Source organism: Polaribacter sp. OB-PA-B3 (assembly GCF_054589375.1).
In genome coordinates this window covers 41,080-60,802 of the sequence record NZ_BAAIIX010000002.1, presented here as the reverse complement: position 1 = coordinate 60,802, position 19,723 = coordinate 41,080, and the positions used below count along the sequence as shown (strand labels likewise).

The 19,723-nt window shown below is 30.1% G+C and carries 15 protein-coding genes; 10 read left to right on the top strand and 5 right to left on the bottom strand.

The features are described from left to right. The first annotated feature begins 41 nt into the window (after positions 1-41). The 4 genes from ACYPV9_RS03895 (at position 42) to ACYPV9_RS03880 (ending at position 6,560) form a co-directional block, all read left to right on the top strand. A complete protein-coding gene (locus ACYPV9_RS03895; RefSeq protein WP_459741747.1) occupies positions 42-2,993 on the top strand; it encodes an amidohydrolase family protein in 2,952 nt (983 codons plus the stop codon). A gap of 11 nt (positions 2,994-3,004) precedes the next feature. After that, complete coding sequence (locus ACYPV9_RS03890) at positions 3,005-4,300, top strand: amidohydrolase family protein (RefSeq protein ID WP_459741745.1); 1,296 nt, start codon at positions 3,005-3,007, stop codon at positions 4,298-4,300. 214 nt (positions 4,301-4,514) lie between these two features. Further along, positions 4,515-5,309, top strand: a complete 795-nt coding sequence (locus ACYPV9_RS03885) for a TrmH family RNA methyltransferase (protein ID WP_459741743.1) — start codon at positions 4,515-4,517, stop codon at positions 5,307-5,309. Between the two features lie 12 nt (positions 5,310-5,321). Next, positions 5,322-6,560 (top strand): M48 family metallopeptidase, encoded by a 1,239-nt coding sequence (locus ACYPV9_RS03880; RefSeq protein ID WP_459741741.1) that lies wholly within the window; start codon positions 5,322-5,324, stop codon positions 6,558-6,560. Here the strand turns inward: ACYPV9_RS03880 and ACYPV9_RS03875 are convergent. Next, a complete protein-coding gene (locus ACYPV9_RS03875) occupies positions 6,557-7,024 on the bottom strand; it encodes a hypothetical protein (protein WP_459741740.1) in 468 nt (155 codons plus the stop codon). The genes ACYPV9_RS03880 and ACYPV9_RS03875 overlap by 4 nt on opposite strands. A 113-nt stretch (positions 7,025-7,137) precedes the next feature. Here ACYPV9_RS03875 and ACYPV9_RS03870 point away from each other — a divergent pair, with 113 nt between their 5' ends. From ACYPV9_RS03870 to ACYPV9_RS03845, 6 genes are all read left to right on the top strand, one after another. After that, positions 7,138-9,360, top strand: coding sequence for a RelA/SpoT family protein (locus tag ACYPV9_RS03870; protein WP_299061066.1), 2,223 nt, complete (start codon positions 7,138-7,140; stop codon positions 9,358-9,360). A 73-nt stretch (positions 9,361-9,433) separates the two neighbouring features. Next, positions 9,434-9,883: a Fur family transcriptional regulator gene (locus ACYPV9_RS03865; RefSeq protein WP_299061069.1), complete on the top strand. Its 450-nt coding sequence runs from the start codon at positions 9,434-9,436 to the stop codon at positions 9,881-9,883. Between the two features lie 38 nt (positions 9,884-9,921). Then, positions 9,922-11,193 (top strand): adenylosuccinate synthase, encoded by a 1,272-nt coding sequence (locus tag ACYPV9_RS03860; RefSeq protein WP_079738653.1) that lies wholly within the window; start codon positions 9,922-9,924, stop codon positions 11,191-11,193. A 150-nt stretch (positions 11,194-11,343) separates the two neighbouring features. Then, a complete protein-coding gene (locus ACYPV9_RS03855; protein ID WP_459741736.1) occupies positions 11,344-12,954 on the top strand; it encodes an OstA-like protein in 1,611 nt (536 codons plus the stop codon). Further along, the gene (locus ACYPV9_RS03850) at positions 12,955-14,136 is read left to right on the top strand and encodes an aspartate aminotransferase family protein (RefSeq protein WP_459741734.1); all 1,182 of its coding nucleotides are present in this window, start codon (positions 12,955-12,957) and stop codon (positions 14,134-14,136) included. A 184-nt stretch (positions 14,137-14,320) separates the two neighbouring features. Then, positions 14,321-14,671, top strand: coding sequence for a hypothetical protein (locus ACYPV9_RS03845; protein ID WP_299061081.1), 351 nt, complete (start codon positions 14,321-14,323; stop codon positions 14,669-14,671). A 151-nt stretch (positions 14,672-14,822) separates the two neighbouring features. Here ACYPV9_RS03845 and ACYPV9_RS03840 read toward each other — a convergent pair whose 3' ends face one another. The 4 genes from ACYPV9_RS03840 to ACYPV9_RS03825 form a co-directional block, all read right to left on the bottom strand. Then, complete coding sequence (locus tag ACYPV9_RS03840; protein WP_459741731.1) at positions 14,823-15,719, bottom strand: anti-sigma factor; 897 nt, start codon at positions 15,717-15,719, stop codon at positions 14,823-14,825. 77 nt (positions 15,720-15,796) lie between these two features. Beyond that, on the bottom strand, positions 15,797-16,468 hold the full coding sequence (locus ACYPV9_RS03835; protein WP_459741729.1) for a Crp/Fnr family transcriptional regulator: 672 nt from the start codon (positions 16,466-16,468) through the stop codon (positions 15,797-15,799). 67 nt (positions 16,469-16,535) lie between these two features. Further along, positions 16,536-17,231: a peptidoglycan DD-metalloendopeptidase family protein gene (locus ACYPV9_RS03830; protein WP_459741727.1), complete on the bottom strand. Its 696-nt coding sequence runs from the start codon at positions 17,229-17,231 to the stop codon at positions 16,536-16,538. 64 nt (positions 17,232-17,295) lie between these two features. Beyond that, positions 17,296-19,563 carry an aconitate hydratase gene (locus ACYPV9_RS03825; protein ID WP_459741725.1) on the bottom strand — a complete coding sequence of 756 codons (2,268 nt, stop codon included), beginning with the start codon at positions 19,561-19,563 and terminating at the stop codon, positions 17,296-17,298. Between the last annotated feature and the right edge of the window lie 160 nt (positions 19,564-19,723).

Sequence of the window (19,723 nt, the reverse complement as noted above, 5' to 3'; positions counted from 1 at the left end):
TTAAATTTAGGGCAATTAATTCAAATAACTATTTCAAACTCATGAGAAAATTACTCTTATTATTCTCGTGTATGTTGGCTTTTTCTTTGCAAGCGCAAGATTATTTTCCAACAGACGCAGGAGTAAAAATTACAGACAACACATTAGTTGCATTTACCAATGCTACTATTTATGTGACACCAGAAAAGGTGATTAAAAAAGGAACTTTATTAATAGAAAATGGTAAAGTTACCAACGTTGGTAAATCTATTAAAATACCAAAAGGTGCAAAAACAGTAGATTTATCTGGTAAAACAATTTACCCTTCTTTTATTGATTTATATTCAGATTTTGGAATTAAAAAACCAAATAGAGCATCTGGTAATTCTAGAGGAACGCAATATGCTGCTTCTAGAGAAGGTTATTATTGGAACGATCATATTAGACCAGATGTTAACCCAATTAAAGATTTTTCTTTCGATTCTAAAAAAGCTAAAGATTTAATTAACGCTGGTTTTGGTGTTGTAAATACTCATATGAACGATGGAATTATTCGTGGAAACGGCTTATTAATTGCTTTAAACCCTAATTCTTCTGATGCATACAGAATTTTAGATACTAAATCTGCTCAATATTTATCTTTTAATAAGAGTGTAACTTCTAGACAAGCATATCCTGGTTCTAGAATGGGTGCAATGGCCTTATTAAGACAAACTTATAATGATGCTAATTGGTACGCTAATGGTAACATGAAAAATAAAGATTTGGCTTTAGAAGCTTTAAACAACAATAAAAATTTAGTACAAATCTTCGAAACTAGTAATTTACTAGATGCCATAAGAGCAGACAAAGTTGGTGATGAATTTGGTATACAATATACAATTGTAGGTTCTGGAGACGAATTTGAAAGAATAGCAGATATAAAGAACACAAATGCAAACTTTATAATTCCTATTAACTTTAGCAATGCGTACGATGTTTCTAATCCTTTATTAGCACAACAAATTTCTTTAAGAGATATGCGTAAATGGAACCAAGAACCTTCTAATTTAAAGGTATTATCAGAAAACGGAGTAAATTTTGCTTTAACAACGCGTTCTTTAAAATCTGTAAAATCTTTTCATAAGAACTTACAAAAAGCTATAAAGTATGGTTTTGATTCTAAAAAAGCGTTAGCTTCTTTAACTACAATTCCTGCAACTATTATTGGTAATAACAATATTGGTAATTTAAATCAAGGGAGTTATGCCAACTTTATTATTACTTCTGGAGATATTTTTGATGCGAAGACAACTATTTACGAAAACTGGGTTCAAGGAGATAAAAACGTTATAAATGACATCTCTATTAAAGATATAACAGGTAACTATATGCTTTCTGTTAACAATAAAAGTTACGATTTAACTATTACCGGTAAAGGAGCCAAACAAACTGCTACTATTAAATTAGGTGACAAAAAAATTAAATCTAAATTTTCGTTTAAAGATAATTGGATTTCTATTACTTTAAATGAGGATAGTGGTTATACAAGAATGATGGGTAAAATTATAAACCCAGCTAACGTAATGCTAGGTACTGCTTTTGATACTTTAGGAAACGAAACAGCATGGTCTGCAAGTAAAAAAGTAAAAAAAGATAGTAAAAAGAAAAGCAAAAAATCTAAAGAACAACCTGTTGTTGTACTTCCGGTAAGTTATCCAAACCTTGGTTTTGGAAATTATTCTTTACCAGAAACGAAAACTATTTTAATTAAAAACGTTACCGTTTGGACAAGTGAAGATGCTGGTATTTTAGAAAATACAGATGTATTGTTAGAAAATGGTAAAATTGCAAAAATTGGTAAAAATTTAAAAGCAAGAAGAGCCACAGAAATTGATGGTACTGGAAAGCATTTAACTGCTGGTATTGTAGACGAACACTCTCATATTGCTGCATCTGCTGTAAATGAATGGGCGCAAAACTCTTCTGCAGAAGTTACTATGGAAGATGTAATAGACCCAAATGATATTAATATTTACAGAAATCTTTCTGGAGGAACAACATCTTCTCAAATATTACATGGTTCTGCAAACCCAATTGGTGGTCGTTCGGCAATTATTAAATTGAAATGGGGAGAAAACGCAGAAAATATGATTTATGACAACTCGCCTAAATTTATAAAATTTGCTTTAGGTGAAAATGTAAAACAATCTAGAAGTCCTAACGGAACTCGTTTTCCTCAAACAAGAATGGGTGTAGAACAAATGTTTACAGATTACTTTACAAGAGCAAGAGAATATGAAGCTTTAAAGAAAACTGGTAAACCGTACAGAAAAGATGACGAAATGGAAACATTAGTCGAAATTTTAAACGGAGAACGTTTTATTTCTTGTCACTCTTATGTGCAATCAGAAATTAATATGTTAATGAAGGTTGCAGAAAAGTTTAACTTTAAAGTAAACACATTTACACATATTTTAGAAGGTTATAAAGTTGCCGATAAAATGGCAGCACATGGTGTTGGTGGTTCTACTTTTTCTGATTGGTGGGCATACAAGTACGAAGTAAACGACGCTATACCTTACAATGCAGCAATAATGCATAATGCTGGTGTTACAGTAGCAATTAATTCTGATGATAGAGAAATGTCTAGACGTTTAAATCAAGAAGCTGCAAAAACAATGAAATATGGTGGAATGTCTGAATTAGAAGCTTGGAAAACTGTAACCATTAATCCTGCTAAATTATTACATATCGATGATAGAGTTGGTAGTATTAAAGAAGGTAAAGATGCAGATGTTGTTTTATGGAGCCATCACCCAATGTCTATCTATGCAAAAGCAGAAAAAACAATTATAGATGGTAGAATTTTCTTTGATAGAAAAGAAGACATCAAAAAAAGAGCCGCAATAAAAGAAGAAAAAAGCAGATTAATTAATATGATGCTTAACGAAAAAATGAATGGTGGTAAAACAAAAGTACCTATGAAAAGAGCAGACAGAGATTTTCATTGTGATACTTTAGAAGAAATTTAAAACTAGAAAACATGAAAAAAATTATATATAGTTTACTATTCATCTTTGTTATAGGAAATAGTATCGCACAACAAACACCCGCAGATAAGCAAACAAAAGCTTTTTCAATTGAAGGTGCAACCGCTCATATTGGTAACGGAAAAATTATAGAAAATTCGTTAGTAATGTTTAATAATGGTAAAATTACTTTTGTTGGTAGTGCAAAAATGAAAATAGCTAGACAAGGAACTATTATAAACGCAACCGGAAAGCATATTTATCCGGGTTTTATTGCTGCCAACGCAACTTTAGGTTTGGTAGAAATTGATGCTGTTAAAGCCAGTGACGACCAAAGAGAAATTGGAAGAATGAATCCGCATATTAGAAGTTTAATAGCTTACAACGCAGAAAGTAAAATTGTAGAGTCTATGAGACCTAACGGAGTTTTAATGGCACAAATTACGCCAAGAGGCGGTACAATTTCTGGTACTTCTTCTATTGTACAATTAGATGCTTGGAATTGGGAAGACGCCGCAATTAAAACAGACGACGGAATTCATATGAACTGGCCCTCTAGTTTTACAACTGGTAGATGGTGGTTAGGCGAAGATCCTGCTTTAAAACCAGATACAAGATATGCTGGTAAAATAGAGGAAATTAGAGCTTATTTTAATAATGCAAAGAACTACTTATCAGGAAATAAAACCAAAACTCATTTACCTTACCAAGCTACAGAAGGTTTGTTTAACGGTTCTAAAAAACTTTTTATTCATGTAGACGGACAAAAAGAAATTACAGATGCGGTTACAATTGCAAAAAAATTAGGTATTCATAATATTACAATTGTTAATGCAGAGCATGCAGATAAAGTAGCCGATTTGCTAGCAAAAAATAATGTTTCTGTAATTTTACAAAGACCACACAGAAACCCAGGTAACGAAGATGATTCTTATGATTCTACATACACAATTGCAAAAACGCTGTTAGATAAAGGAATTATTGTAAGTGTTGGTATGGAAGGGCAAATGGAACGTATGAATACTAGAAATATACCATTTTATGCGGGTACTTTTGCTGCACATGGTTTAAGTAAAGAAGAAGCTGTACAATTAATTACTTTAAATACAGCTAAAATTTTAGGAATCGATTCTTTTGCAGGTTCTTTAGAAGTGGGCAAAGATGCTACTTTATTTATTTCTGAAGGTGATGCTTTAGAAATGAGAGGAAATATCTTAACTAAAGCATTTATACAAGGTAGAGATATTAGTTTAGAAACCCACCAAACTAAACTTTGGAAACGTTATTCTAATAAGTACAAAACCAAATAAAAATTTCCATAAATAAAAAAAAGGCTCGCAATTTGCGAGCCTTTTTAATCAAAAACAGTTAACAGTAATAAAACATACTTAAATTCTTCTTTTTCTTAGCAATTGGATCTTAAAACAATCTGTCTAACAATTTAAAGTAATTGTTTTATTACAACACAAATATTGTATAAAATCTTTATTACTACAATACCTATAAATAGGTATATTTGTATTAATGAAAGAAATTACAAGCATACAAAACACATACGTTAAAGACCTTTTAAAACTTCAAGAAAAGTCTAGAGAACGCAAAAAAAAAGGTTTATTTATCATAGAAGGTAAAAGAGAAATTACTTTAGCAATTGCTGCTAATTATAATTTTGATACTGTTTTGTTTGTAGAAGAAATTATTTCAGAAAAAGAAATATTACATCTATTTAACGAAAACATTCATCGGATTAAAATTTCTACAGAAGTTTATCAAAAATTAGCATACAGAGATAGTACAGAAGGTATTATCGCAGTTACAAAATCTAAAAATTTCTCTTTAAATTCGATTAAATTCTCTTCTAAAAAACCACTAATTTTAGTTGCTGAAGGTATAGAAAAACCTGGAAATATTGGAGCTATTTTAAGAACTGCAGATGCCGCAAATGCAGATGCTGTTTTTATCGCAAACCCTAAAAGCGATATGTACAATTCTAATATTATTCGTTCTAGTGTTGGCTGTGTATTCACAAATCAAATAGCTGTAGGTTCATCCGAAGAAATTATTACTTTTTTATTAGAGAATAACATTAAAATATTTGCAACAACTTTACAGAATTCGAATGAATATTACAAAGAAAACTACACAGACGGTGCTGCAATTGTTGTTGGAACTGAAGCAACAGGTTTAACAGAAATTTTTAGAAAAAATGCAACACAAAATATAAATATACCAATGCAAGGTAAAATAGATTCTATGAATGTTTCTGTGGCAGCTGCAATTGTTCTATTTGAAGCTAAAAGACAAAGAAACTTTAAATAAAATCACCTAAAAATGACACCAACTTCTTTGTTTTACACATTAATTACGATTCTAGTTATTAGTTTTATTATCGATAAGGTTTTAGATTACTTAAATGCTAAACATTTTGATGATGAAATTCCGGGTGAATTAGCAGATGTTTATGATGAATCAGAATATAAAAAATCTCAGGCATATAAAAAGACAAATGAGAAATTCTCTAACTTAACCAGTACATTTTCGTTTGTTTTAACACTACTTTTTTTTATTTTAGAAGGCTTTAGTTTTGTTGATAATTTAGCACGAAGTTTTACAGATAATAACATTCTTGTTGCCTTAATCTTCTTTGGAATAATTATGTTGGGTTCAGATATTTTAACAACACCTTTTTCATATTATCAAACATTTGTTATCGAAGAAAAGTTTGGTTTTAATAAATCTTCTAAAAAAACTTTTTGGCTAGATAAATTAAAAGGTTGGTTAATGACAATCATTATTGGCGGACTTATTTTATCGATGATTATCTGGTTTTATCAGCAAACAAAAGAAAATTTTTGGCTGTATACTTGGCTTTTAATTGCAGTATTTACTTTGTTTATGAATATGTTTTACGCAAAATTAATTGTGCCCATTTTTAATAAACAAACTCCGTTAGAAAACGGAGAATTAAAAACTTCAATCGAAAAGTATGCAGAACAAGTTGGTTTTAAACTCGATAATATTTTTGTTATTGATGGTTCTAAGCGTTCTACAAAAGCAAATGCCTACTTTTCTGGTTTTGGTTCGCAAAAAAGAATTACACTTTTTGATACACTTATAAATGATTTAGAAACAGATGAAATTGTTGCAGTTTTAGCGCACGAAGTTGGGCATTATAAGAAAAAACATATCATTTTTAATCTTGTTACCTCAATTTTAATAACTGGTTTTACACTTTATTTATTATCGTTATTTATTAATTACCCTATATTTTCTAAGGCCTTAAGTGTTACAGAGCCAAGTTTTCATATTGGTCTAATTGCTTTCGGAATTTTATACTCACCAATATCAGAAATAACTAATTTAATAATGAATTTTGTTTCAAGAAAATTTGAATATCAAGCAGATGATTTCGCTAAAAACACCTTTGCAGCAAAACCATTAATAAGTTCTCTAAAAAAACTATCTAAAAATAGCTTAAGTAATTTAACGCCGCATCCTGCTTACGTTTTTATGCATTACTCTCACCCTACTCTTTTACAAAGAGTTTTAAATTTAAAGAATAAAAGTTAGTTTCTCTTTAATACAGATTTTACAATATCAACAATCATTTGTTTGTCTTTTTTTGGTGCATTTACAGGCAGCATTGTAGTTAATGAAATGCACAAATTATCTTGCATACTTATAATATATTCTGACTTTACAAACCGCTTATCAGATTTAATAAGTTCGTAATTGGTAGTATATATAGTTTTGCCATATGCCTTTTTTTCTGCCCAAATCTTATCGTTTTGTACACTTGCTATTTTTAGTTTTTGATCTTCATAAGAGTTAGGTAAATACAACGCTATAACTATGGCATCTTTATTTTTAGAACCGTACATATTTGTTGCAAAACTTTCAAAAATAGCCGTATCTAAATCTATATTTATTTTTCTTTTTTGGATTTCGAAAATTAAATGCTTCTTCTTATTTTCTTGAGCATAAAAACTAAGACTACACAATGTTAATAAGGTAACGTAAAGTAAGATTTTCATTCTTCAAAAGTAATAAATTAAAGTGCAGATAATTTAGAAAACGAAATGCTTGTTTGTTAAAATTCTTATTCTTAAATTCACTTTAGATTAACACAATATCTACAAAGTAATTTATGCAGTATACAGCAACCATAGAAGAAGAAAATAAGGAAATTGCAAATAGATACAAGGATTTATTAAAAGGTACCTACGAGATTTTATCTGAAGATGATAAAAAGTTAATAAGAAAAGCATTTGAAATAGCAGTAGATGCACATTCTGAACAACGTAGAAAAACCGGAGAACCTTATATATTTCATCCAATTGCCGTAGCAAAAATTGTTGCTATGGAAATTGGTTTGGGCGCAACTTCTATTGCTGCAGCTTTGTTGCACGATGTTGTAGAAGATACAGAGTATACCCTAGATGATATGGAGCAATTGTTTGGAGAAACAATTGCCAGAATTGTAAACGGTTTAACTAAAATTTCTCGCTTAAATAAAGAACAAGATGCTTCTATACAAGCAGAAAATTTTAGAAAAATGCTCTTAACTTTAAACGATGATGTTCGAGTTATTTTAATAAAAATTGCAGATAGATTGCACAATATGCAAACTATGGATGCAATGCCAGCGCACAAACAGGTTAAAATAGCTTCAGAAACTTTATATATTTATGCGCCATTAGCACATAGATTAGGCTTGTACAATATTAAAACAGAACTAGAAGATTTAGGATTAAAATATACAGAACCAGAAGTTTACACAGATATTGTTACCAAAATTAAAGAAAGTAAAGAAGAACAACAAAAATACTTAGAAACTTTTGCCGAAACGTTAAAAAAAGGTTTAGACAAAGAGAATTTTACTTATGAAATAAAAGGTAGGTTTAAGTCCATTTATTCTATCCGTAGAAAAATGAGAAAGCAAAATGTTACTTTTGAAGAAGTTTACGATAAATATGCAATTCGTATTATTTATAAACCCACTTCTGATGATGACAAGTTCGACGCTTGGAAAATTTATACAATTGTTACCGACTATTTTAAACCAAATCCAACCAGATTAAGAGATTGGATTTCTCAGCCAAAATCTACAGGTTATGAGGCTCTTCACATAACTGTTGTGGGGCCAGATGCACAATGGGTAGAAGTGCAAATTCGTTCGAGTAGAATGAATGAAATTGCAGAAAAAGGTTATGCTGCACACTTTAAATACAAACAAGGCAACTCTAATGAAAGTGGTTTAGAAACTTGGCTAAATCGATTAAAAGAATCTTTAGAAAACCAAAGTTTAAATGCGGTAGATTTTGTTGAAGAGTTTAAATTGAATTTATACGCAAAAGAAATTTATGTTTTTACACCTAAAGGAGAATTAAAATCCTTACCAAAAGATGCTTCTGCTTTAGACTTTGCGTTTACCATACATACAGATGTTGGTTTAAAATGTAGAGGGGCAAAAGTAAATGGAAAATTGGTTCCTTTAAGTCATAAATTAAAAAGTGGCGATCAAATTGAAGTAATTACTTCTTCTAATAATAAACCAAACGCAAGATGGTTAGATTTTGTAATTACTGCGAGAGCAAAAACAAAAATTAGAGCAGCTCTAAAAGAAGAAGAAAAGAAAATTGCTGAAGAAGGTAAAGCTATCTTAACAAGAAAATTAAGACATTTAAAAATACCTTTTAACGAAAAAACAATTAACGAACTTGTAAACTTTTTTAAGATTAGAACAAGCTTCGATTTGTTTTTTAGAGTTGGTAATGGTGCAATCGACAATACAAGTTTAAAGGCATATGTAGCTCAAAGAAATAGTACTATTTTAAACTTTTTCAAAACAAAATTAAGAAGATCACCATCTAGCAATAAAGAAATTGTAGATTCTGAAGAAGTTACAAGTAAATACGATGCTTTAGTATTTGGTAAAGAAGAAGAAAAATTAGATTATAAACTATCTAAATGTTGTAACCCAATTCCTGGTGATAATGTTTTTGGCTTTCTAACAATTAACGAAGGTATAAAAGTGCATAAAAAAAATTGTCCTAATGCAATTTCTTTACAATCTAATTATGCTTACAGAATTATGCTTGCTAAGTGGATAGATTCTACAAAACAAGACTTTAAGGTTATTTTACATATTAGCGGTGTAGATAACAGAGGTATTATAAATGATTTAACAAAAATTATTTCTAGTAATATGGGTGTTTTTATTAACAGTATAAATATAGCCGGTAACGAAGGAATTTTTGATGGTAAAATTAGTTTAAGCGTTAAGAATAGCGGGCAATTAAACAAACTAATTAGTAGCATTCAGAAAGTAGAAGGTGTTAAAAAAGTAGACCGTGTTAATAGTTTATAAATATACTCTTCAAAAAAGAAGTTATTTATTCAGAAATAACTGTATTTTTGCTTTTTCGTAAAATTTTAAGATAATGAGTAATTCTCTTGAAAATCAAGAAGTAGTAAAAAAAGTATTTACAGCATATTTAGAAGAAAACAAGCACAGAAAAACACCTGAACGCTACGCTATTCTTCAAGAAATATATGACGCTGACGAACATTTTGATATAGAATCTCTCTATATCAAGATGAAAAACAAGAATTATAGAGTTAGTAGAGCTACACTTTACAATACTATAGAAATTCTGTTAAGTTGCGGTTTGGTAAGAAAACACCAATTCGATGGGCAATCTATGGCCCGTTATGAAAAAAGTTATTTCGACAAAAATCACGATCATGTAATTTTTACAGATACAGGAGATGTAAAAGAGTTCTGTGACCCAAGAATACAAATTATCAAAAAAACTATAGAAGAAATTTTTGATATTGATATTCAAAACCACTCACTTTACTTTTACGGCACAAAAAAGAAAAAATCATAATTAACAATACACAACACAAACAACAAATTACACAACTAATGGCTGTAGATTTATTACTAGGACTGCAATGGGGAGATGAAGGAAAAGGAAAAATCGTAGATGTTTTAACAACAAACTATGATATTATAGCTCGTTTTCAAGGAGGCCCAAACGCAGGACACACTTTAATTTTTGATGGACACAAACACGTTTTACACACAATTCCTTCAGGAATTTTTCATAAAACTGCATTAAATGTAGTTGGTAATGGTGTTGTAATAGACCCCGTAATTTTTAAAAAAGAATTAGAAAATTTAGACAAACATAATATCGATTATACTTCTAAATTATTAATTTCTAGAAAAGCGCACTTAATTTTACCAACACATAGATTGTTAGATGCTGCATCAGAAACCTCTAAAGGTAAGGCTAAAATTGGTTCTACTTTAAAAGGTATTGGTCCAACTTATATGGACAAGACTGGTAGAAACGGAATGCGTGTTGGTGACTTAGAGTTAGACAACTGGAAAGAAAAATACGATGCTTTAACAGAAAAGCATATTAAAATGTTAGAATTCTTTGATGTTCAAATAGAATATGATTTAAAAGAATTAGAAGCAGAATTTATTAAAGGAATCGATAAATTAAAAACATTGGCTTTTATTGATAGCGAAGAATTTTTAAATCAAGCTATTAAAGATAAAAAGACAATTTTAGCAGAAGGTGCACAAGGATCTTTATTAGATATTGATTTTGGTACCTATCCTTTTGTAACATCATCTAATACAACTGCAGCTGGTGCTTGTACTGGTTTAGGTGTTGCACCAAATAGAATTGGTGAAGTTTTCGGAATTTTTAAAGCCTATACTACTCGTGTTGGTTCAGGACCTTTCCCTACAGAACTTTTTGATAAAGATGGTGAAGAAATGGCTAGAGTTGGTCATGAATTCGGAGCTACAACTGGTAGACCAAGAAGATGTGGATGGTTAGATTTAGTTGCTTTAAAATATGCTGTTGATGTTAATGGTGTTACACAACTAATGATGATGAAAGGAGATGTTCTTTCTGGTTTTGATACTTTAAAAGTTTGTACTTCTTACAACTATAAAGGTGAAGAAATCTCTCATTTACCATATAACATCGAACCAGAAAATGTTTCTGTAAACTATTCTGAATTTAAAGGTTGGGATGAAGATTTAACAAAAATGACTTCTGCAGATCAACTACCTAAAAACTTAATGGATTATGTTGCCTTTATAGAAAAAGAAACTGGCGTACCTGTTAAGATTGTATCTGTTGGTCCAGACAGAAAACAAACTATTATGAGATAGTAATCTACAAACACTTATTATTAAAGCATCTTTTATTCACTTAAAAGATGCTTTTTTATTTTCATTTCACATTAAAAGCCTTAATTATTTTCACTTTTCTTTAGTAATCAACTACTATCTTTTCAGTATTTTTGCCTAAAACAGTAACTTTTGAAAAAAATATTAGTATTTACTTTTCTTTTAATTAGTTTTTTAGGTTTCTCACAATCAAAAAAAATGATTTATTCTGCAGAACAACAATATGTAGATGAAAGCAAATATCCTGGGGCAACCGTTTTAATTGGTAATGTAAAAATGACTCATGAGGGTGCAATTCTTACATGTAAACAAGCGTTATTTTATCAAAAAGAAAACTTTTTTAAAGCTTTAGAAAATGTAACTATTAAACAAGGTGATACTATAACACAAACAAGTGATTACCTAGATTATGATGCAAATTCTAAACAAGCATTGTCTTGGGGAAATGTAGTTTTAAAAGACCCAGAAATGACCTTAACTACAGATACTTTGCAGTTTGATAGATTAAATCAAAAATTGTATTATCGAAGTTATGCTACAATTAAAGACCAAACAAATACTTTAAATAGTAAAAACGGAAACTATTACTTAGAAACTAAAAAGTTTACTGCAACTACAAGAGTTACCGTTGTAAACCCAGAACATAACCTAGAATCTAATCATTTAGATTACTACACAAACTCTGGTTTAACCTATTTGTATGGCCCATCTACAATAACAAATACTCAAAATGAAAATAAAATTTATTGCGAAAGAGGATTTTACAACACCAAAACAGATATTTCTTATTTTGTAAAAAATGCAAAACTATTTTTGAAAGAAAGAACCGTAGAAGGTGACAGTTTGTATTATGATAAAAAACAAGGTTTCGCTTCTGCTACCAACAATATTCAGGTGATAGATACAGTTAAAAATTTTGTTACTCGTGGTAATTATGCAGAAATTTTTGAAGAAAAAGATTCGCTTTTTATCATAGAAAAAGCGGTTGCAATATCTATTGTAGACAAAGATTCAACGTTTATTCATGGTGATACACTTTTGATAACAGGTGCTCCAGAAAAACGAATTGTAAGAACCTATCATGATGTAAAAATTTTTAAATCAGATTTACAAGGTAAGTGCGATTCTATCCACACAGATCAAAAAACAGGTATTACAAAAATGTTTAGAAATCCGGTTTTATGGTCTGATGGCAATCAAATAACAGGAGACACCATTCATTTATTATCTAATGTAGAAACAGAAAAATTAGACTCTTTAAAAGTATTAAATAATGCTTTTATAGTTTCTAAAGATTCGCTTTCGATAGAAGAATACAACCAAATAAAAGGAAGAAATATGTTTGGTAAGTTTAAAGAAAATAAACTTAAATTGTTGTTGGTTAAAGGAAATGCCGAATCTGTGTATTATAATAGAAACGAAGAAACAGGTATTATCGAAACAATTACCAAAGAAATATCTAGTAATATTGAGTTTACTTTAGAAAACGGACAAATAGCAACTATTAAATACTTAAAAAAATCCGAAGGAAAAACATATCCTCCTTCTCTATTTCCATCAGAAGATAAAAAACTACAAGGTTTTATTTGGCGAGAAAGTGAACAGCCAAAAACTAAGGAAGATATTTTTAAAGATGATAACAATCAAAAAAATCCTGTAAAAAGTGATAAAGATTTTATCAAACCTTTAATCATGAACGACCCCGAAGATAATACTAAAGAAAGTACTTCTAAAAATAAATAAATGAAAGAAGATTTCTTTAAATATCAAGCACAAACTTCTCCTCATCCATTTGCTTTAGAAATATCTCATGCAAAAGGAAGTTTTATTTTTGATATAAATCAAAAAAGATATTTAGATTTTGTTGCTGGTGTTTCTGCTAATAGTTTAGGTCATAACCATCCTAAAGTTACAAATGCTATTAAAAAACAGTTAGATGCTTACTCGCACGTAATGGTTTATGGTGAGTTTGTACAGAAACCACAAGTAGAATTATGTAAAATTTTAGTTAAAAATTCTCCTGATGGATTAAACTCAGTTTATCTTACTAATTCTGGGACAGAAGCTACCGAAGGTGCTTTAAAATTAGCAAAGAGAGTAACAAATAGATCTGAAATTATAGCCGCAAAGAAATCTTATCATGGCAACACCATGGGCGCAATGAGTGTTTCGGGTGTTGAAGAACAAATTCAGGCTTTTAGACCTTTAATTCCTGGTTCTAAATTTATTGAGTTTAATAATGAGCTAGATTTAGAAAAAATTACAACCAAAACAGCTGCAGTAATTTTAGAAACAATACAAGGTGGTGCTGGTTTTATTGCTCCAACTAACAATTATTTAGCTAAAGTAAAATCGAGATGTAAGAAAGTTGGTGCTCTTTTAATTTTAGATGAGATACAAACAGGAATTGGTAGAACAGGTACTTTTTGGGGTTTCGAAAACTATAATATAACTCCAGATATTATTATTACGGGTAAAGGTTTGGGTGGCGGAATGCCAATTGGTGCTTTTATTGCTGATTTTAAACATATGGAGCTTTTAAAAGAAAATCCTAAACTTGGTCATATTTCTACTTTTGCAGGAAACCCCGTTATAGCAGCTGCAGGTTATGCAACGGTTACAGAAATCCTAACTAAAAACTTACTAAAAGAAAGTTTACGTAAAGAAGATTTAATTAGAAAACATTTAAAACATCCAGCCATAAAAGAAATTAGAGGAAAAGGTTTAATGCTTGCAGTAATTTTAGAAAATCCAGAACTTACGGCTAATGTAGTTTTTGATTGTTTAAATAAAGGACTTATTCTCTTCTTTTTACTTTTTGAAAATTGCGCACTTCGTGTTACTCCTCCTTTAAATATATCTGATGAAGAAATTATTTTAGGTTGCAATATTATTTTAGATAGTTTAAATACGAATTGTAAATAACTTATTTTTAAAAGTTACTTCTAAAACTGCAAGTATTTCAAGTTCAAATTTGTTAAAAAACAATCTTAATTTTCTTAAATTCAGTTAAATAGCGTTAATTAAATCTTAAACTGATAGTTTGTGTGAAACCTTTTTTGATTAGTGTAGTCTTTACAGTATAACATTAATCTCAAACACACTTATTATGAAAAATTTTAAAACAATTATCGCAGTATTAGCAATCAGTTTATCAACAGTATTTACTGCGACAGCTACAGATCCTGTATTAAAAAAGAATAAAGAAAATTCTAGTTTAAGAACAGAAATGTCTTCTTATTTAGGCAATGATATTCCTGTAATATTAAAACAAACTACAGCTGCAGAAGTTTCTTTTTTAATTAATAATAAAAATGAAATAGTTGTTCTTTCTGTAGACTCTAAAGTATCAGAATTAAATACCTACTTAAAAAGTAAATTCAATTATAAAAAAATTAATTTAAAGGGAATTAAAAAAGGAGAAATATACCTTATGCCTTTAAAATTCGAAATAAAATAACACAACTTGGTTGGTTAGTTGGTGCTCATTTAAAAATTTATTTTTATTTGAGCATTTTTTTTGTTTAAAACTGAAAGAGCAATTCAAAAAAATTGAATTGCTCTTAATAATCAACCATTAACAAAATTAAATAGTAGATATATTTTATCAGTTATCTAGTTACTGTTCCAGATAAATTTATAACAGGACCTGCTCCCATTGTTAAGACTGTATGATTTTTTGCATCTGATGGCACTAAATGTGCAAGTGGTTTTAATGTAAATGGAGCTGGACTATTATCTGGACTTGGCTCTACCGAAATTACAACTGTAGCACCTTTTAAATCTGTAGGAAAATCTATACCAGCTGCAGCGCCCATAACGTAATCTTCTCCTGGATATGCAGGGCCATTATTTAAAGTTCCTTTAAACGAAGATGTTGCAGCATTATCATCTGCTCCTGAACCTGTTAAAAATGTTCCGGTACTAATAGGTGTACCATTTATTACTACCCAACCTTCATATTTCCATCCATCAGTTAAAGCAGGTAAACCTAAACCAGCAGTAACTGTTGGCGCATCAGAATTATCTAAAAACCAAACTCCGCTTGCTTCATTAGTATCATCATTATCTGTTGGAGTCGCTAAAATGTATTTTCCGTAAGATTCTGCTAAAGTTTTTAAATCTCCAGAAGCATCAACTACAATATTATCTGAATTTACACTAGCTGAATTTCCTGAAAAATCACCAGCTAAAATTTTAGTTGCAGCAGGTGCTGGGTCAGAATCTACTGCTGGTTCAATAGATAGCACAAACTTAGTAGCATCTTGTAAGTCTGCAAGGTCTACAGTATAAGTTTGCGGAAAATCAACACTAGTAAATGTACCTGTACTTACCGGAGATCCGTTTACAATCAACCAACCTTCATATACAAAATCTGCACCTAGTTCTTCTAATCCTGATAAATTTACGGTTAAATTGCCTGTAGTTGGTTCGTTTTCATTGTCGCTACATGCAACAAATAATGTTGTTAAAGCAAAAATAATTGCTAAGTTTAAAACTTTTTTCATCTTATTAAATGTTTATTGTTAATGTTGATGACAAAGTTAAAAGCTAAATAAATCTTTAAATGTTAGCTAGCGAACAATTACGCCGTTATTTGTAAAATTCTAAGTTCTTTTCTATTAAAATTTATAATATTTTCATCTTTAAGTTCATTCATTAAGACATTTAAATTAGATCTAGATGTGCCAATTAAAGAGGCAATATCTTTTTGTGTATAAGGATGAACTATAATTTTATCTCCTGTAGCTTCGCAGTCGTAACCATACTCTTCACATAATTCTTTTGTAAATTCTAAAAAGCGAGTTCTAGTATCTTTAAATAAAATCAATTGTAATCTTCTCTCTAACTTTTTAAACCTAAGCCCTAAAAATTTATAAATTTTTAAACTAAATGTTTTATTATCACGCATTAAATCATGCATTGTTTCTACACTTATCGGGCAAATAGATGTTTTCATATCTATAGATTGCGCAAATTCATTTCTTTTTTCTTCACCCAAAATAGCCTTTTCACCAAACAATTCTCCTTTAGTTAAAATGGCATTGACAATTTCTTCTCCAGCTTCTGTGTAATAACCTATTTTAACTTTTCCTTTTTCAATAAGAAAAACTTTATTTGCAGCGTCTTCTGTGAAATAGATGTAATCACTTTTTTGATAAGTATCAAAACTGTGGCATTTTTTGTAATCTTTAAATTTATGAGGGCATAAAAGATTAAACAAATTAACATGATCAAAAAACCAAATATTTTTCATAAGGTAGTATTTTAGACAATTATTATAAAAGTCTTAAAACAACCTGTATACTTACAAAAAATCTAAATTAATCGATAATTTTTAATAATAAGTTAGGGTTTGGGCAATTCTGTTTATAAAAACCTAAATCTTTAAATGAAGAAACCCCGGGATAATCACCTCTATAATCTTGTAAATCTTTTATAATTTGAAAATGTAAATGTGGTGCATAATCTCCATTAACCGAAGCATCGCCTAGTTCTGCAATTACTTCTCCTTTATTGAATATATCACCAACATTTAAATTTTGAATTGAATTTTTAGATAAATGTCCATATAAAGTATAAAAATTATAATCTGCAATTTTATGTTCTAAAATAATTGTTGGTCCGTAATCACCGTGATTTTTATTAAAATTAAAACTATGTACTTTTCCTTTTAAAACGGCCAATACTTTGGTTTTTTCTTTACACCATAAATCGATACCTAAATGTATATTTCTTTTATCGTCTTCACTTAAATTTTTAAAATACGCACTTCTGTCATATAAATTTCTTTTTTCTAAATAACCACCATAAGCCACTTGCTTATTTTGTTTTTTTAAAAATTCTTCAATGTAATTTTCCCAATCACTAGAAGAAGAAACATCAAAGTTTAATAAGTCTTTATTTGTGTTAGAAATATCTATCGGAGTATAACCAGACAAAGGCAATTTTTTATCTATAACTTGTAAAGGTGTTTTTGATATACAATCTAAAAAAGATTCAAAAGGATTTAATTTCATAAAATAAAAGTAAAAAAAAACTCTCGAAATTCATCGAGAGTTTTATATTAATTAAACTTAAATATTAAGCATTTTCTTTTTTTATTAAGTTTAATGCAGAACCTTCATTATACCATTCAATTTGACTTTGGTTATAAGTATGGTTTACTAAAATTGTGTCTTTCGAGCCATCTGCATGCACTAATTCTATTGTTAAAGGCTTATCTGGTGCAAACTCATTTAAATCTAAGAAGTTGAAGGTATCATCTTCTTGAATTAAATCATAATCTGCTTCATTTGCAAAAGTTAAACCTAACATCCCTTGTTTTTTAAGATTTGTTTCGTGAATTCTCGCAAAAGATTTTACGATTACGGCAGCAACACCTAAATGTCTTGGTTCCATTGCAGCATGTTCTCTAGAAGAACCTTCACCGTAGTTATGATCACCTACAACAACTGTTTTAATTCCAGCAGCTTTATAAGCTCTCGCTGTATCTGGCACTCCTCCAAATTCTCCCGTAATTTGATTTTTAACAAAATTTGTTTTCTTACCAAACGCGTTTACTGCACCAATTAAACAATTGTTAGAAATATTGTCTAGATGTCCTCTAAAACGTAACCAAGGCCCTGCCATAGAAATATGGTCTGTGGTACATTTACCAAAAGCTTTAATTAATAATTTTGCTCCAGAAATATCGTTTCCAATTGGTGTAAAAGGTTCTAACAACTGTAATCTTTCAGAATTTTCATTCACAGCAATTTGAACGTGACTTCCGTCTTCTTCAGGTGCCAAATAACCATCATCTTTAACTTCGAAACCTTTTGGAGGTAATTCCCATCCTGTAGGTTCGTCTAACATTACTTCTTCACCGTTTTCATTTATTAGTTTATCTGTGATAGGGTTAAAATCTAAACGACCAGCAATAGCTACTGCAGCAACCATTTCTGGCGAAGCTACAAAAGCATGCGTGTTAGGATTACCATCTGCACGTTTTGCAAAATTTCTATTGAATGAATGAATTATTGAGTTTTTAGGAGCATTTTTTGGGTCTTCATAACGTGCCCATTGCCCTATACATGGACCACAAGCATTTGTGAAAATTGTAGCATCCAATTTTTCAAAGATTCCTAAAATACCGTCTCTATCTGCAGTATACCTAACTTTTTCAGAACCAGGGTTGATTCCAAATTCAGCTTTGGTTTTTAAACCTTTATCAATGGCTTGTTGTGCAATCGAAGACGCTCTAGATAAATCTTCGTATGAAGAGTTTGTACAAGAACCTATTAATCCCCATTCTACTTTTAAAGGCCAATCGTTAGCATTTGCTGCTTTAGTCATATCAGCACCAGCTTTTGTAGATAAATCTGGAGTAAAAGGACCGTTTAACAACGGACTTAATTCTGATAAATTAATTTCTATTACTTGATCGAAGTATTGTTCTGGATTTGCATATACTTCTTTATCTCCTGTTAAATAATCTTTCACCTCATTTGCAGCATCAGCAACATCATCTCTATCTGTAGCACGTAAATAACGCTCCATAGACTCATCATAACCAAATGTAGAAGTTGTAGCTCCTATTTCTGCTCCCATGTTACAAATTGTACCTTTACCTGTACAAGACATAGAAGTTGCACCTTCGCCAAAATATTCTACAATAGCACCAGTACCTCCTTTAGCAGAAACAATGCCAGCAACTTTTAGAATAACATCTTTTGGCGCTGTCCAACCAGATAATTTCCCGGTTAATTTTACACCAATTAATTTCGGAAACTTTAACTCCCAAGGCATACCCGCCATAACATCTACTGCATCTGCACCACCAACCCCAATGGCAACCATACCTAGTCCTCCAGCATTTACTGTATGAGAATCTGTACCAATCATCATTCCACCTGGAAAAGCATAATTTTCTAAAACTACTTGATGTATAATTCCTGCACCTGGTTTCCAAAAACCTAAACCATATTTATTAGAAACAGATTCTAAAAAATTAAACACCTCATTACTTGTATTTATTGCATTTTGTAAATCTGAACTTGCACCATTTTTTGCCTGAATTAAGTGATCGCAATGAGTAGTTGTTGGTACTGCAACTTTAGATTTACCAGCTTGCATAAACTGTAACAATGCCATTTGTGCTGTTGCATCTTGTAAAGCAATTCTATCTGGAGCAAAATCTACATAGTCTTTTCCTCTTACAAAAGCCTTATCAGATTTATTATCCCATAAGTGAGAATATAAAATCTTTTCTGCTAAGGTTAATGGTTTTCCTGTAAGTTCACGAGCAGCATCAACACGTTCAACAACGGTTGAATACACTTTTTTAATCATATCAATATCAAATGCCATAAGAATTATAAATAATTTAAAGGTTTTTGTTATAAGTTTTACTAAATCCCAAGATACAAAATTTATAATTATTTGATAAGTGATTTATTTATTAATAATGATTATAAACTTATAGCTGAATAGAAAAATCTGATACTTAATATTGATAAAAAATAAAAAA